We start from the raw sequence: 15,206 nt of genomic DNA, 5'->3' as shown, positions 1-15,206 counted from the left end.
GTGAAAATTCGTGTAATTCGTGGCAAACCTTTTTTAAGCAATTCTTTTCTCTTAAATTTGAATAACTAAAAAGATCAAAAATGAAAATTATAAATTGGGGAATTATAGGCTGTGGCAATGTTACCGAAGTAAAAAGCGGTCCCGCATTTCAGAAAGCACCAAATTCAGCTCTGGTTGCCGTGATGCGCAGAGATGCAGCATTGGCCGAAGATTATGCCAAGCGTCACAATGTTCCCAAATGGTACTCAAATGCAGCAGATTTAATAAATGATCCCGATGTTGACGCTGTATATATCGCAACACCTCCATCTTCTCATAAAGAATATACTATTTTATGCGCTAAAGCAGGAAAACCAGTTTATGTAGAGAAACCAATGGCTTTAACTTTTGAAGAATGCAACGAAATGATCAGCATCTGCAAAGAAAACAATGTACCGTTGTTTGTTGCTTATTACAGAAGAAGCCTGCCAAGATTCCTAAAAATAAAAGAACTTATTGACGAAGGCAAAATCGGAACTGTAAGACATGTAAACTGTGTTTTATATCATCCGTTTGAAGAACGTTACGACGACGAAATTAATCTTCCCTGGACAGTTATGCCTCATATTTCCGGAGGCGGAATATTTGTTGATTTGGCTTGCCATACTTTAGATTTCTTAGATTTTGTTTTTGGGCCTATAAAATCTGTTCGCGGACATGCGAGCTCTCAGCTTTTGGCTTACCCTGCTGAAGATACTGTTTCGATGTCTTTTTTATTCGAAAATGGAGTTCACGGTTCTGGATTATGGAATTTTGCCAGTTTTGAGCGTTATGACAATACTGAAATTGTCGGCGATAAAGGAAGAATTTCTTTTTCTACCTTTGGAAATGACCCAATTCATGTTCAATATATAAACGGTGAAAAAGAAAGCATTACTATCGAAAATCCGCTTCATATTCAGCAGCCGTTTATAGAAACTGTCGTTGCAGAACTATTGGGCAATGAAGGAGCTTCGCCGTCAAAAGGAATTTCTGGCGCGAGAACCACTTGGGTTATTGATGAAGTTTTGAAGGAGTTTAGAGATTTGAAGTCATAGTATTGTCTTTTCTCCTTTCAATCGAAATGACAAAACCACAAAAAAAGGATATTCTTTCGAATATCCTTTTCTGTAAAATATAATAGCGGAATAAAATTATAGACTGTATTTAAGTCCAAAAGTCAAACCTAAACCAGAAATCCCAACAAAAGAACTGATGTCATTCATTGCTTCATTTGGTCTAGTGGTATCACCAGGAATTGTAGTTGTTGCTGTATTAGGGTTAAATAAAGGATTATTAGAAGTGCTGTTTAATTGTTTAACATAATCAACATGACTTGCAGAATATGATGCATCTGCACGGAAAGTAGTAGGAGTATTTAATTTATCAACTCCATTTTCAGTATACACTTCAGTTTCTTTTGTTTTTCCGTGTACTGTAAAATTACGGTATTCCAATTCAGCAAAAATAGATATATGAGTTCCTAATTTGTAAGATGTACCAATTGCAGCTAAGAATCCAACTGTTGGGTTTGGTTTCACAACATCTTTAGTATAAGTTTTAGTTACTCCTGCTGGATTTGTATAAGTTCTGTTTGTTTCAATTGTTAAATCTCCATGAACCGGAACGATTACACCTACTTTAGTATAAGGTTCAAAACCATGAGCTTCTCCTAAAAACATAACAAGTGCCGGAGCGACATCAAAAGCTCTAATTCTTCCTTCTGCTCTACCTGTTGCAAAAGTTGGTCCTGCAGCTACTAATCTATTAGTTGTTTCAACCATAGTTTTGCTGGCACTAGAAAAATAATTAAGTCCTAACTCTACACCTAAACGTGGTGAAAAACGGTATCCAGCAGTTAAGCCACTACGAAAACCTTCACCAAAAGAACCATGATTTGTTTCTCTTGAAACTAAAGTTGTACCATCTGCTGCATAAACATCAGTATTAGGTAATGCTCCTGATACAGTTGGAAATTCTGTTGCAGCGGTCTGCATGAAATAAGATCCGCCTAATTTAAAATACCAGCTTTCTGGTTTATCTGTTGTTTGTGTCTGTGCTATTGTTGCCATAGAACAAATTAATAGTCCTAATAAAAATAGGTTCTTTTTCATATCTCTGATTTAATTAATTAATACAAATTTAGAGTATTTTAACATAATCGTAAAGTTTGTATGGTTAGACTTGTAACGAAATCGTTGTAATTTCGGGCAATAATATTAAAAAAGTATTATGCATGCATATTTTTAACATTTAAAACTAAATTTATTCTAAATTTTAACTGTTAATTTTTTAGTTCAATTTAAAATTAATTTGCATTTTCTCTAATTCCTGTAGTAATTCATTAGAAATTTTCACTTTTAAACGCCTGCTTGGCATCGTTAATTTAGTAACTACTTTTATTTCTTCTACTTCATTTACTTCCTGAATTTTAGTCTCCTGAACGGTATCTTCACTGTCGTTTTCTTCCTCAAAAACAGCATCTTCAGTTTCCTCAAAATCCGTTGGAGTTTCTACCTCAACCAAACGTTTTATTTTTTCTAATTCCATGATTTCAAAAGTCACTGTATTATCACCTTTATAAGCATTAAATAAATGACTTAATCTATGAATAAAGTCTGTCTGAAGATCTTTAATGTTCAATAATAAAATCAGTTTTTTAGCAAAAGCTTCCAAAATATCCTGCAGTTGCCTTACCTCAACAAACTGCATTCTTGGATCTGTTTTTTTACCTGTATCATGATTTACCCAGCCGTCTTTTATCAATATTTTTAGGAAGGCAAAATTATTCTGAATCAAAAAGTGACGGAATTTTAAATATTCTTCACCAAAAATCTTAAACTCAAAACTCTCATCGTAACCTTCTAAATTAAAAGCCGCCCAGCCTTTTCCGTTTTTAGCCACACGATGCTGTACATTATTTATAATTCCGGCAAAAGTTAGATTTTTCCCCACATATTCATTCATACTTTTCAGCGCTTCTAATCGGGCATTACAGAAGTATTTCATCTCAAATCTAAAATCATCCAGCGGATGTCCGGAAATGTAAATCCCTACCACTTCTTTTTCTTTGGCCAGTTTTTCCATCGTACTCCAGTCTTCACATGGCGGTACGACTGGTTCTGCGATCTGAACTTCGCTGGTTTCTCCAAATAAACTTACCTGCGATGAATTTTCATTCTCCTGAAATTTCGATCCGTAACGAATTGCTTTTTCGTAAAAAGTTATTCCGTCACCATCATCATGAAAATATTGCGCTCTTGTGGTTCCTTCAAACGAATCAAAACCACCTGCAAGTGCTAAGTTTTCGATAGCTTTTTTATTGGCAGCACGCAGATCAATTCGCTTTGCCAAGTCAAAAATCGATTTATATCTTCCGTCTTTTCTGTTTTCTACAATAGTTTCTACCGCTCCAGAACCCACACCTTTGATCGCTCCCATTCCAAAACGAACGGCATAATCATCATTTACGGTGAATTTATAGTACGATTCGTTTACGTCTGGGCCCAAAACCTGTAATCCCATACGTTTACATTCTTCCATAAAAAAGGAAACCTGCTTAATATCGTTCATGTTATTCGAAAGTACTGCCGCCATATATTCAGCAGGGTAATGCGCTTTTAGAAATGCTGTTTGATAAGCAATCCAGGCATAACATGTTGAGTGCGACTTATTAAAGGCATAACTCGCAAAAGCTTCCCAGTCTTTCCAGATTTTCTCTAAAATCTTTGCATCGTGACCTTTTGCTGAGGCTTGTTCCACAAACTTAGGCTTCATTTTATCCAGTACCTCTTTTTGCTTCTTACCCATCGCTTTACGCAAAACGTCGGCCTCACCCTTTGTAAATCCTGCCAAAGACTGAGACAAAAGCATTACCTGCTCTTGGTAAACCGTAATTCCATAAGTTTCTGATAAATATTCGGCACAGGCATCCAAATCGTATTTGATTTCTTCATCTCCATTTTTTCTTCGAACGAAAGATGGAATATACTCCAAAGGCCCCGGACGATAAAGTGCATTCATGGCAATTAAATCTCCAAAAACCGTTGGTTTCAGATCTTTCATGTATTTCTGCATTCCGGGCGACTCGTATTGGAAGATTCCAACCGTTTCTCCTCTTTGGAAAAGTGCATACGTTTCTTCATCATCAATCGGGAATGTGTCTGGATCCAGCTCTTTTCCTGTTCTGTATTTTACTAGTTTTACCGTATCTTTTATCAGCGTAAGGGTCTTTAGACCCAAAAAGTCCATTTTAAGCAATCCGGCACTTTCTGCAACTGAGTTGTCAAACTGCGTTACATATAAATCGGAATCTTTTGCTGTGGTCACGGGAACGAAATTCGTAATATCTGATGGTGTAATGATTACTCCACAAGCGTGAATTCCGGTATTTCGCATCGATCCCTCAAGAATTTTTGCCTGCTGAATGGTTTCTCCTGCCAAATCATCTTCATTGGCAATGGCGATCAATTCTTTTACATTCTCAAATTCATCAGAACGAAGGGCTTTTTTGACCTCTTCTTCACTCTCCGAAATAAAACGCGCCAAATTCCATTTTGACGGCATCATTCCCGGAATCAGTTTTGCAATTCTATCAGCTTCAAATAATGGTAAGTCCAATACACGAGCCGTATCACGAATCGCAGATTTGGTTGCCATTTTACCATACGTGATAATCTGGGCCACCTGATTTTTTCCGTATTTGTTGATTACATATTCCATTACACGACCACGACCCTCATCATCAAAATCGATATCAATATCGGGCATCGATACACGATCCGGATTTAGGAAACGCTCAAAAAGCAAATCGTACTTAATCGGGTCAATATTGGTAATTCCCAAGCAATAGGCAACGGCAGAACCCGCTGCAGATCCACGTCCTGGTCCAACCGAAACGTCCATATTTCTGGCTTCGGCAATAAAATCCTGCACAATCAAAAAGTAACCCGGATATCCGGAGTTTGAAATCGTCAATAACTCAAAATCCAAACGTTCCTGAATTGATTCTGTAATTTCGCCGTATCTTTTTGCTGCTCCAACCATAGTTAGATGTCGCAAATATTTATTTTCACCTCGCACACCACCGTCCGCTTCGTCTTCGACTACAAAAAATTCTTCTGGAATATCAAATTTAGGAAGCAATACATCTCGATAAAGCGAATAACCTTCGACCTTATCAATGATTTCCTGAATGTTAATAATGGCCTCGGGAAGATCAGAAAAGAGTTTTTTCATCTCTTCTTCTGATTTATAATAGTATTCCTGATTTGGCAGTCCGTAACGATAACCTCGTCCACGGCCAATTGGTGTTGCCTGCTTTTCACCGTCTTTTACGCAAAGTAAAATATCGTGCGCGTTGGCATCTTCTTTATTTAAATAATAGGTATTATTTGTCGCTATTAATTTGACATTGTGTTTTTGAGCAAACTCAATCAGGGTTTTGTTTACACGATTTTCATCTTCCTGATTATGACGCATTACTTCTAAATAGAAATCTGAGCCAAATTGTTCTTTCCACCAGATTAAAGCTTCTTCGGCTTGGTTTTCTCCAATGTTTAGGATTTTACTCGGAATTTCTCCGTATAAATTCCCAGACAAAACCATAATATCTTCTTTGTATTTTTCAACAATATTTTTGTCAATTCTTGGGACATAGTAAAATCCTTCGGTATACGCAATCGAAGCCATTTTTGCCAGATTGTGATAACCTGCTTTGTTTTTGGCCATCAGAACAACCTGATAACCGTTGTCTTTTTTGCTTTTATCTAAATGGTTTTCACAGATATTAAACTCACAGCCCACAATTGGCTTTATTTCAGTTTCTGTTGGCTCTTCACCAGCTTCAACCAAAGCTTTATTTTTTCCAGATGCTGCTTTATTGTGATTCATAACGGCACTCACAAAGTGAAAAGCTCCCATCATGTTTCCGGTATCTGTCATCGCAACGGCCGGCATTCCGTTTTTGGCTGTAGCCGAAACTATATTCCCAATTCCGATCGTTGATTGAAGAACAGAAAACTGTGTATGATTGTGTAAATGCGCAAATTTTGCTGCTTTAAAATCAGCTTTATCAGATTCAGAAACTACAGTTCCTTTGTCATCAGATTGCAAAGCTTTAATCTGCTCTCTGATTTTATCAGAAGCTGCTTTTAAATTGATGTGTTTTAAACCAATTAAAGGAAATTCCTGTGGATTTCTTTCCTTAAATTCTCTGAAATATTCTTTTGGAACGTCTAGTTCTTCTTTTGTAAAAACTTCTCTTCGAACCAATTCCAAAAAACAACGCGTAGTTGCCTCAACGTCGGCAGTTGCATTGTGCGCTTCCGCGAAAGGTTTATTAAAAAGATAACTGTGCAATTCGGTCAAAGTCGGAAGTTTGAATCTTCCTCCGCGACCTCCGGGAAGCTGTAATAATGAAGCCGTAACTTCTGTACAAGTATCCAGAACCGGCATTGAACTCATTTGAGACTCCACTCCCATTCTATGGAATTCGGCGCCCATAATATTAACGTCGAAACCTAAATTCTGCCCAACAATGAATTTGGTTTTGCTTAAAGCGATATTGAATTTTTCCAAAACTTCTGCAAGCGAAATGCCGTCGGCTTCAGCCAATTCAGTCGATATTCCGTGAATACGCTCTGCATCATACGGAATATTAAATCCTTCTGGTTTTACCAAATAATCCTGATGCTCGATAAGCGTTCCCATTTCGTCATGAAGCTGCCACGCGATCTGAATACAGCGAGGCCAGTTATCAGAATCGGTTATGGGAGCGTCCCAGCGTTTTGGTAATCCGGTTGTTTCGGTATCGAATATTAAATACATAGAATGAAAATACAAAAATTAAACTCCAAATCCCAAGTTTTTCCAATATAAATATCTGATTATATGGAGTATAAAAAACTGCTTTGCAAATTATGGAGGAAGTTCAAATTTACGCCTTTTTTTAGAGATAGAAAACGGTTAAATCTTTAAAAAGTGATTCTTATTAAGTAATCAGTTTTTCTCTTAAAATTCATAAAATTTGATAAAAATACACTTCTTGGATGTCGTAGTATTCAGAGGATTTATTGATTCTAAATAACAATCAAAAAACTCATTTAAAAGGGTTAAAAAACCAAAAAAGCTTTCTTATAACAAAGAAACCAAAACTAACAATTATTACTATTTTGATTCAATTTGTTACATATTTTCGAATTAATCTTTATATTTTATAGTGATTTTGAGATAAATTTGCAAACTATTAAAAGAAAAAACAAACAAGCAAAATTAAAGCCGAAAAAGAAAAACAAAATGGGGTTTTAAATCATTTTTCTGTCAAAATTGAATTAACAAAAGCACTTTCGTAATTGGTATTTTAGTTTGGGCATCGTATATAATGAAATATTGAAATTTGAGATTTTGTATCTTTTTTTACTTTTGTTTGGCTATTATAATGAACAGGGAATTGCTGTGATTATAGAATTACAATTAAAAAAAATAAAAAATGAGTAAGACATTATTTGACAAAGTATGGGATTCACATGTAGTGCGTAAAATTGAAGATGGACCAGATGTGTTTTTTATTGACCGTCATTTCATTCATGAAGTTACGAGTCCTGTTGCTTTTTTAGGATTAAAAGCCAGAGACGTTAAGGTTTTATACCCAGAGCGTACTTTTGCAACTGCAGATCACAATACACCAACCATAAACCAACATTTACCAGTTCAGGATCCTTTGTCAGCTAATCAGCTGCAAGCTCTTGAAGATAATGCCAACGAATACGGAATTTCGCACTGGGGATTAGGCCACATTAAAAATGGAATTGTACACGTAGTAGGTCCTGAAAACGGAATTACTTTGCCAGGTGCTACTATTGTTTGTGGTGACTCACATACATCTACTCACGGTGCCTTTGGCGCAATTGCTTTTGGTATTGGAACTTCTGAGGTGGAGATGGTGCTTTCTACGCAATGTATTATGCAGCCAAAACCAAAGAAAATGCGTATCAACGTAAATGGACAACTAAGTAAAGGTGTTGGACCAAAAGATGTTGCACTTTATATTATTGCGCAATTGACTACTTCTGGAGGAACAGGATATTTTGTTGAATACGCTGGTGATGTTTTCGAAAACATGACTATGGAAGGCCGTATGACGGTTTGTAATTTAAGTATCGAAATGGGTGCTCGTGGAGGAATGATCGCTCCGGATCAAACTACTTTCGATTTCCTTGAAGGAAGACTTTATGCTCCAAAAGGTGAAGCATGGACTAAAGCTGTTGAATACTGGAAAACTTTAAAAACAGATGCTGATGCTGTTTTTGATGCTGAATTAAACATCAAAGCTTCAGATATTGAACCAATGATTACTTATGGTACTAACCCAGGAATGGGAATTGGTATCTCTAAACATATTCCTAACGCCAACCAAGTAGAAGGCGGCGAGGAAACATATAAAAAATCGTTAGCTTATATGGGCTTCCACGAAGATGATGTGATGATTGGAAAACCAATTGACTACGTTTTCTTAGGAAGCTGTACAAATGGACGTATTGAAGATTTCAGGGCTTTCGCCGAAATTGTAAAAGGAAGAAAAAAAGCAGATAATGTTACTGCTTGGTTAGTTCCGGGTTCTCACGTTGTGGAAGCTCAAATTAAGGAAGAAGGTATTTTAGATATTTTGACTGAAGCTGGTTTCGTATTACGTCAGCCGGGTTGTTCTGCTTGTTTAGCGATGAACGATGATAAAGTTCCTGCAGGAAAATACGCTGTAAGTACTTCAAACCGAAACTTTGAAGGTCGTCAGGGTCCTGGTTCAAGAACGCTTTTAGCAAGTCCAATTATGGCTGCCGCTGCTGCTGTTACAGGAAAACTAACAGACCCAAGAGAGTTATTTTAATTTTAGAGCAAAGATTAATATCAGGTAAGACACATTTATGAAAAAAATAGTATTAGCATTTACAATTTTAGCTTTTTATTCTTGCAATCAATCTTTAGAAGACAAAATTGTTGGAAAATGGAATTTTGAAAGTGTAAATTCTAAAATACTAGACGATCCAAGTTTAAGATACAAAAATTCTAATCTGAATCTTAGCAACTTATTCGGGAGTAGTTTTTTCGAAACAAATTATTTGTTTCTTCAGAAAGAGAAAAGTTTTAAAGGAACTTTAGGTGCTTACAGTGGAGTATATACTGAAGGAAATTGGTCTCTTAACGATACTGATTCTGTATTATCATTTACTGAAAACAGAATCACAAAACCTTTCCTAAAAATTCATTCTGTAAGTGACAAAGAATTAAAGTTTAACATAATCGGCAAGGATAAAGTTATTACACAAGACATGGAATTTGTTTTTACAAAAGAGAATCAAGAATTAAACAATTCAAAATTCGATTACACTCAAAAACAATACAATCTTTGGAGAAAAAAACCTAATGAGCCTGAAGATATAAAAGAGATTTCGAAAAGAGTCAAACAATGTTTAGAGTATTCAATTACTTATTTAAAATATAACCAGGATCAAAAAAAAGAAAGTGTTTCTTTAAAAGAGATAAATTTTCTGCCTATTAATTTTTATGATAATGGAATCGAGTTAAAAGATCCAGATAAAATACAAAAATGGGAGAATATTTTTTTCAGTAATGTTGATGCTTTAAATGGCTATGAAATAATAAAACAAATAATCATTAGCGATTTTAGTTTACCTGAAGGCAAAAGTGGACTAGAATTAAATATTTACATCCTTGAGGAAATAAAAAACAGAATAAAATAAAAAGAACAACAATGGCATACGATAAATTTAATATACTTACCAGCAGCGCAGTACCGCTGCCAATTGAGAACGTAGATACAGATCAAATTATCCCGGCTCGTTTCCTTAAAGCTACAAAACGTGAAGGTTTTGGAGACAATCTTTTTAGAGACTGGAGATATAACGGAGACGACACTCCAAAAGCAGATTTCGTTTTAAACGATTCAACTTACAGCGGAAAAATCTTGGTTGGAGGAAAAAACTTCGGTTCTGGATCTTCTAGAGAACACGCTGCGTGGGCAGTTTACGATTACGGTTTTAGAGCTGTAGTTTCAAGTTTCTTTGCCGATATCTTCAAAGGAAACTGTTTGAATATTGGTGTTTTGCCAGTTCAGGTGAGCCCTGAATTTGCTGATACAATCTTTAAAGCAATTGAAGCTGATCCTAAAACAGAATTAGAAATTAATTTACCAAACCAAACCATTACTTTATTGGCAACGGGTCAGCAAGAATCTTTCGCCATCAACGGATACAAAAAGAACAACATGATTAATGGTTTTGATGACATTGATTATTTACAAAATATTAAAGAAGATATTGTGGCTTTCGCCGATAAACTTCCTTACTAAAAAATCTTGTTCGATATAGTAGACCCGACAGGTTTTTGAAACCTGTCGGGTCTTTCTAAATTAACTTAGAAAACACAGAACGCAGATTAAACAGATTTGCTATCGCAAAAACTCGAAAAAAAAACAGATTTCATTTTTTAACTAAGTAAAAAAATCCTCGTGAATCTGCGTCTTCGTGATAGCAAATCCGTAAAATCTGCGTCAAATTAAATCAGAATCATAGATTTTCAATATGGAAAAAAGAAAAATTGAAATAATGGATACGACACTTCGTGATGGTGAACAAACCTCAGGAGTATCTTTTTCTGCTGCAGAAAAACTAACCATTGCACAATTGTTGCTGGAGGAATTAAATATTGATAGAATCGAAATTGCTTCGGCACGCGTGAGCGAAGGTGAATTTCAAGCTGTAAAAGGAATTACAAACTGGGCAAATGAAAGAGGATATATTAATCGTATCGAAGTCCTTTCTTTTGTAGACGGCGGTGTTTCCATTGAATGGATGAAAAAAGCCGGTGCCAAAGTGCAGAATTTGTTGACTAAAGGTTCAATGAACCACCTGACGCATCAATTAAAAAAAACACCAGAACAACACTTTTCTGAGATTGCACAAATTATCACATTAGCAAAAGAGAATAATATTGAAACCAATGTTTACTTAGAAGATTGGAGCAACGGAATGCGAAATTCTCCAGAATATGTTTTTCAATTTTTGGATTTTCTTTCAACGCAGCCCGTAAAAAGAATTTTACTCCCAGATACTTTAGGCGTATTAATTCCGTCTCAGACTTTTGAATTTATTTCTAAAATTAGAGCAAAATATCCACAGATTCATTTTGATTTTCACGCACATAACGATTATGACTTAAGTATCGCTAACGTTATGGAAGCCATAAAAGCCGGTATAAACGGACTTCACGTAACCGTAAACGGAATGGGAGAACGCGCCGGAAATGCTCCGCTTGAAAGTACTGTTGCTGTAATAAACGATTATCTGCCAGAAGTCAGCATCAACATAAAGGAAACTTCTTTGTATACTGTAAGTAAACTGGTGGAAACTTTTACCGGATATAGAATTCCGGCCAATAAACCCATTGTAGGAGATAATGTTTTTACGCAGACTGCAGGAATCCATGCTGATGGCGATAATAAAAACAATTTATATTTTAATGATTTACTTCCGGAACGCTTTGGAAGAAAACGAAAATACGCTCTAGGAAAAACTTCTGGAAAAGCCAATATCGAAAAAAATCTTCAGGAATTGGGTTTAAAATTAAACCAGGAAGATTTAAAATTGGTAACTCAAAGAATCATCGAATTGGGTGATAAAAAAGAAACCGTTACTAAAGAAGATCTTCCATACATTATATCAGATGTTTTGGACAGTCATACTTATGAAGATAAAATCACCATAGAATCTTATGTACTAATGCATTCAAAAGGGATGCGCCCGTCAACAACTTTGCTTTTAAAAATCGATGGCGAAATCATCGAAGAAAATGCTCAGGGCGACGGTCAGTTTGATGCTTTTATGAATGCTTTGTCAAAAATATACAAAAGCAAAAAATTAACACTGCCAAAATTGATTGATTACGCAGTTAGAATTCCACCCGGAAGTAGTTCGGACGCCTTATGCGAAACGATTATTACTTGGGTAAACAACGGTAAAGAATTTAAAACAAGAGGATTAGATTCAGATCAAACCGTTGCAGCTATTATTGCAACACAAAAGATGCTTAATGTAATAGCTTAATATTAGGGACAAAGGTTCAGAGGAACAAAGGGACAAAGACTAAAAAATAAGTTTACATTCCAACACCTTTGAACCTTTGAACCTTTGTTCCTCTAAACCTTTGAACCTTAAATAACACACATAGAATGAAATTAAACATAGCCCTTTTAGCAGGAGACGGAATTGGTCCTGAAGTAATTAATGAAGCCGTAAAAGTATCTGATGCTATTGCAAAAAAATTCAATCACGAAATAACCTGGACACCAGCTCTTACAGGCGCTGCAGCAATTGATGCTGTTGGAGTTCCTTACCCTGATGAAACACATGAAGTTTGCATGAAAGCTGATGCCGTTTTGTTTGGAGCAATCGGTCACCCGAAATACGATAATGATCCAAGTGCGCCAGTTCGCCCGGAGCAAGGATTATTGTTGATGCGTAAAAAATTAGGTTTGTTTGCTAACGTGCGTCCAACTTTTACTTTTCCTTCTTTAATTGATAATTCACCTTTAAAAAGAGAAAGAATCGAAGGAACTGATTTAGTTTTCTTAAGAGAATTAACCGGCGGAATCTATTTTGGAGAAAAAGGAAGAAGAGACGGTGGAGAAACTGCTTTTGACAACTGTGTTTACACAAGAGCCGAAGTTCAGCGTTTGGCTAAAAAAGGTTTCGAATTGGCAATGACTCGTAGCAAAAAATTATGCTGCGTTGATAAAGCAAACGTTTTGGAAACTTCACGTTTATGGAGAGAAACAGTTCAAGCAATGGAAAAAGATTATCCTGAAGTTACCGTTTCTTACGAATTTGTTGATGCTGTAGCAATGCGCTTAGTTCAATGGCCAAATTCTTATGATGTTTTAATTACGGAGAATTTATTCGGAGATATTTTAACCGATGAAGCTTCTGTAATTTCAGGTTCAATGGGATTAATGCCTTCTGCTTCTGTTGGAGAACACACTTCACTATACGAACCAATCCATGGATCTTATCCGCAGGCAACCGGATTAAATATTGCTAATCCGTTAGCGACTATTTTATCTGCTGCAATGATGTTCGAAGATGCTTTTGGCTTAAAAGACGAAGCCGAAGCGATTAGAGCGGTTGTAAACAAATCTTTAGAAGAAGGAGTTGTTACAGAAGATTTAGCTGTAAAAGGAAGTAAATCATACAAAACCAGCGAAGTTGGAGATTGGTTAGTTGCTAATTTATAGTTTTTTTGTTTCAGGTTTCAGGTTTTCCAACTTGAAACTTGAAACCTGAAACCTGAAACAAAATTTTACCACAAAAAAAGGGATCAACTTTCGTTGATCCCTTTTATATATTTAGAAAAAAATATTAATATCCTCCTCTGTTACCACCACGGTCATTTCCACCACGGTTTCCTCCACCATAACCTCCGCGTGAATCTCCACCACGGCTGTTATTATTGAAGCTTCTTCTTTCACCTTCTGGTTTCGGTTCAGATTTATTAACCACAATTGCACGACCTTGAACAGTAGCTCCGTTCAATTCATCAATTGCTTTTTGAGCTTCCGCATCGTTTGGCATCTCTACGAAACCAAAACCTTTGCTTCTTCCAGTAAATTTATCAGTAATAATTTTAACTGAATCAACTGCTCCGTAAGCCTCGAAAGACTCTCTTAAATCTGCTTCCTCAATACTAAATGGAAGGCTTCCAACAAAAATGTTCATATGTACTTATTTATAATAATCTCACAAATGTAATCTTATTTTTCTCTAATCTACTATATATTAGCTTATTTATGTTTTTATTTTGATTTTAAAAAGTATATCTCTCTCAAACATGCCTAAATCAAAGAAAAACTTAATACTCAATGACAGTAGAAATCGGCACTTTATAAAAAACTCCTTCGGTAAAGTTTACTTTTGAATTTTCTGTATCACTTTCATTTAAATTTAATGCAGTAAATTTGAATGTCCCTGAAATCGTTTTTGCTTCAGCATTAAATTCAGTAACTGTAACTTGTCCGTTTCCTATGTTTTTTCCTGTCGAAAAAGTAATTGCTTTCGCTGCATATTCATTAATATAGGATGCTTTAGAAACATCGTCAACTCCAAGCATATTAGTCTGTAAGGCAGGAGAAGCTATTGTTAATGTTACTTTTTCGAGCCCCAGACTTCCCTGAATAATCAAATTACCATTTGTACTCATAGAAGCGGTATATACTTGAGCTCTCCAGAAAACATTATCCTTTACACCCTGAAATGCCGGATTATTAAATTTTACATCTTCTGAACAAGAAAAAAACACAAGCATCAAAGCCAGTAAAAACATATATTTTTTCATAGTGTGGTGGTATTTGAAAAAAGATTCCGGGCAAAAGTATCTCATTTAGAACAAATAATAAAATCTGAACCAAAAAACACTCTTTTTTGTACAAAAAACCAAGTTTGTCTATTTAATATAATTTTGAATGCCAATTCAGAAAAAAATTATATCTTTGCGCCCTTAATTAATAGAGGTCGAGTACCTCAAAATTTAATCAAACGATTATGTCAGTAAAAATTAGATTACAAAGACACGGTAAAAAAGGAAAACCTTTTTACTGGGTTGTAGCTGCAGATGCACGCTCAAAAAGAGATGGTAAATACTTAGAGAAAATCGGTACTTACAATCCAAACACTAACCCAGCAACTGTTGAGTTAAACCTTGACAGCGCAGTAAAATGGTTACACAATGGTGCACAACCAACTGATACTGCAAGAGCAATTCTTTCTTACAAAGGTGCTTTATTAAAACACCACCTTGATGGAGGTATCCGTAAAGGAGCTTTAACTCAAGAACAAGCTGATGCTAAATTAGCTGCTTGGTTAGAAGCTAAAGCTGGAAAAGTTGATGCTAAAAAAGAAGGTTTAACAAAAGCACAAGCTGATGTTAAAGCTAAAGCTTTGAAAGCAGAACAAGAAGTTAACGCAAAACGTTTAGCTGCTGCAGCTCAGGCTGAAGCTGATGCTATCGCTGCTGCAACTCCTGCAGTTGAAGAAGAAGTTGCTGAAGTAGAAGAATCTACTGAAGAAGCTCCTGCTGCTGAAGAGAATAACGAAACAACTGAAGCATAATTATATTAAGCG

At 35.7% G+C, this 15,206-nt stretch carries 11 protein-coding genes; 7 read left to right on the top strand and 4 right to left on the bottom strand.

Features of this window, described 5'->3' with window-relative positions:
* The first annotated feature begins 80 nt into the window (after positions 1 to 80).
* Positions 81 to 1,076, top strand: coding sequence for a Gfo/Idh/MocA family protein (locus B0A68_RS16440; protein ID WP_035686505.1), 996 nt, complete (start codon positions 81 to 83; stop codon positions 1,074 to 1,076).
* Positions 1,077 to 1,172: 96 nt separating this feature from the next.
* On the opposite strand, the gene B0A68_RS16435 is transcribed toward B0A68_RS16440, so the two are convergent.
* Together B0A68_RS16435 and dnaE are read right to left on the bottom strand one after the other, a co-directional pair.
* Positions 1,173 to 2,132 (bottom strand): outer membrane beta-barrel protein, encoded by a 960-nt coding sequence (locus tag B0A68_RS16435; RefSeq protein ID WP_035686508.1) that lies wholly within the window; start codon positions 2,130 to 2,132, stop codon positions 1,173 to 1,175.
* 178 nt (positions 2,133 to 2,310) lie between these two features.
* A complete protein-coding gene (gene dnaE, locus B0A68_RS16430; RefSeq protein WP_035686511.1) occupies positions 2,311 to 6,846 on the bottom strand; it encodes a DNA polymerase III subunit alpha in 4,536 nt (1,511 codons plus the stop codon).
* A 661-nt stretch (positions 6,847 to 7,507) separates the two neighbouring features.
* Between dnaE and leuC the strand changes: the two genes are divergently transcribed.
* The 5 genes from leuC (at position 7,508) to leuB (ending at position 13,324) form a co-directional block, all read left to right on the top strand.
* Complete coding sequence (leuC, locus tag B0A68_RS16425) at positions 7,508 to 8,902, top strand: 3-isopropylmalate dehydratase large subunit (protein WP_035686514.1); 1,395 nt, start codon at positions 7,508 to 7,510, stop codon at positions 8,900 to 8,902.
* A 37-nt stretch (positions 8,903 to 8,939) separates the two neighbouring features.
* Positions 8,940 to 9,776 (top strand): hypothetical protein, encoded by an 837-nt coding sequence (locus B0A68_RS16420; RefSeq protein WP_035686515.1) that lies wholly within the window; start codon positions 8,940 to 8,942, stop codon positions 9,774 to 9,776.
* A gap of 11 nt (positions 9,777 to 9,787) precedes the next feature.
* Entirely contained in the window at positions 9,788 to 10,384 is a 597-nt protein-coding gene (leuD, locus tag B0A68_RS16415) for a 3-isopropylmalate dehydratase small subunit (RefSeq protein WP_035686517.1), read from the top strand.
* 232 nt (positions 10,385 to 10,616) lie between these two features.
* A complete protein-coding gene (locus tag B0A68_RS16410) occupies positions 10,617 to 12,137 on the top strand; it encodes an alpha-isopropylmalate synthase regulatory domain-containing protein (RefSeq protein WP_035686520.1) in 1,521 nt (506 codons plus the stop codon).
* 125 nt (positions 12,138 to 12,262) lie between these two features.
* Positions 12,263 to 13,324: a 3-isopropylmalate dehydrogenase gene (gene leuB / locus B0A68_RS16405; protein ID WP_035686522.1), complete on the top strand. Its 1,062-nt coding sequence runs from the start codon at positions 12,263 to 12,265 to the stop codon at positions 13,322 to 13,324.
* Between the two features lie 124 nt (positions 13,325 to 13,448).
* On the opposite strand, the gene B0A68_RS16400 is transcribed toward leuB, so the two are convergent.
* Positions 13,449 to 13,805 (bottom strand): RNA recognition motif domain-containing protein, encoded by a 357-nt coding sequence (locus tag B0A68_RS16400; protein ID WP_035686525.1) that lies wholly within the window; start codon positions 13,803 to 13,805, stop codon positions 13,449 to 13,451.
* Positions 13,806 to 13,938: 133 nt separating this feature from the next.
* A complete protein-coding gene (locus tag B0A68_RS16395; protein ID WP_035686529.1) occupies positions 13,939 to 14,421 on the bottom strand; it encodes a DUF6252 family protein in 483 nt (160 codons plus the stop codon).
* Positions 14,422 to 14,627: 206 nt separating this feature from the next.
* Between B0A68_RS16395 and B0A68_RS16390 the strand changes: the two genes are divergently transcribed.
* Positions 14,628 to 15,194 (top strand): 30S ribosomal protein S16, encoded by a 567-nt coding sequence (locus B0A68_RS16390; RefSeq protein WP_035686531.1) that lies wholly within the window; start codon positions 14,628 to 14,630, stop codon positions 15,192 to 15,194.
* Positions 15,195 to 15,206 lie beyond the last annotated feature (12 nt).

Source organism: Flavobacterium reichenbachii, assembly GCF_002217435.1.
Classification (GTDB): Bacteria; Bacteroidota; Bacteroidia; order Flavobacteriales; family Flavobacteriaceae; genus Flavobacterium; species Flavobacterium reichenbachii.
The sequence above is the reverse complement of the archived record's forward strand: the minus strand, read 5'-3'. Positions and strand labels throughout refer to the sequence as shown.

Excerpts from the sequence above, each read along its gene's own strand:
- B0A68_RS16400 (WP_035686525.1), bottom strand. The coding sequence starts at position 13,805 with ATGAACATTTTTGTTGGAAGCCTTCCATTTAGTATTGAGGAAGCAGAT.
- B0A68_RS16435 (WP_035686508.1), bottom strand. The coding sequence starts at position 2,132 with ATGAAAAAGAACCTATTTTTATTAGGACTATTAATTTGTTCTATGGCA.
- leuC (WP_035686514.1), top strand. The coding sequence starts at position 7,508 with ATGAGTAAGACATTATTTGACAAAGTATGGGATTCACATGTAGTGCGT.
- leuD (WP_035686517.1), top strand. The coding sequence starts at position 9,788 with ATGGCATACGATAAATTTAATATACTTACCAGCAGCGCAGTACCGCTG.
- B0A68_RS16410 (WP_035686520.1), top strand. The coding sequence starts at position 10,617 with ATGGAAAAAAGAAAAATTGAAATAATGGATACGACACTTCGTGATGGT.
- B0A68_RS16420 (WP_035686515.1), top strand. The coding sequence starts at position 8,940 with ATGAAAAAAATAGTATTAGCATTTACAATTTTAGCTTTTTATTCTTGC.
- B0A68_RS16440 (WP_035686505.1), top strand. The coding sequence starts at position 81 with ATGAAAATTATAAATTGGGGAATTATAGGCTGTGGCAATGTTACCGAA.
- leuB (WP_035686522.1), top strand. The coding sequence starts at position 12,263 with ATGAAATTAAACATAGCCCTTTTAGCAGGAGACGGAATTGGTCCTGAA.
- dnaE (WP_035686511.1), bottom strand. The coding sequence starts at position 6,846 with ATGTATTTAATATTCGATACCGAAACAACCGGATTACCAAAACGCTGG.
- B0A68_RS16390 (WP_035686531.1), top strand. The coding sequence starts at position 14,628 with ATGTCAGTAAAAATTAGATTACAAAGACACGGTAAAAAAGGAAAACCT.
- B0A68_RS16395 (WP_035686529.1), bottom strand. The coding sequence starts at position 14,421 with ATGAAAAAATATATGTTTTTACTGGCTTTGATGCTTGTGTTTTTTTCT.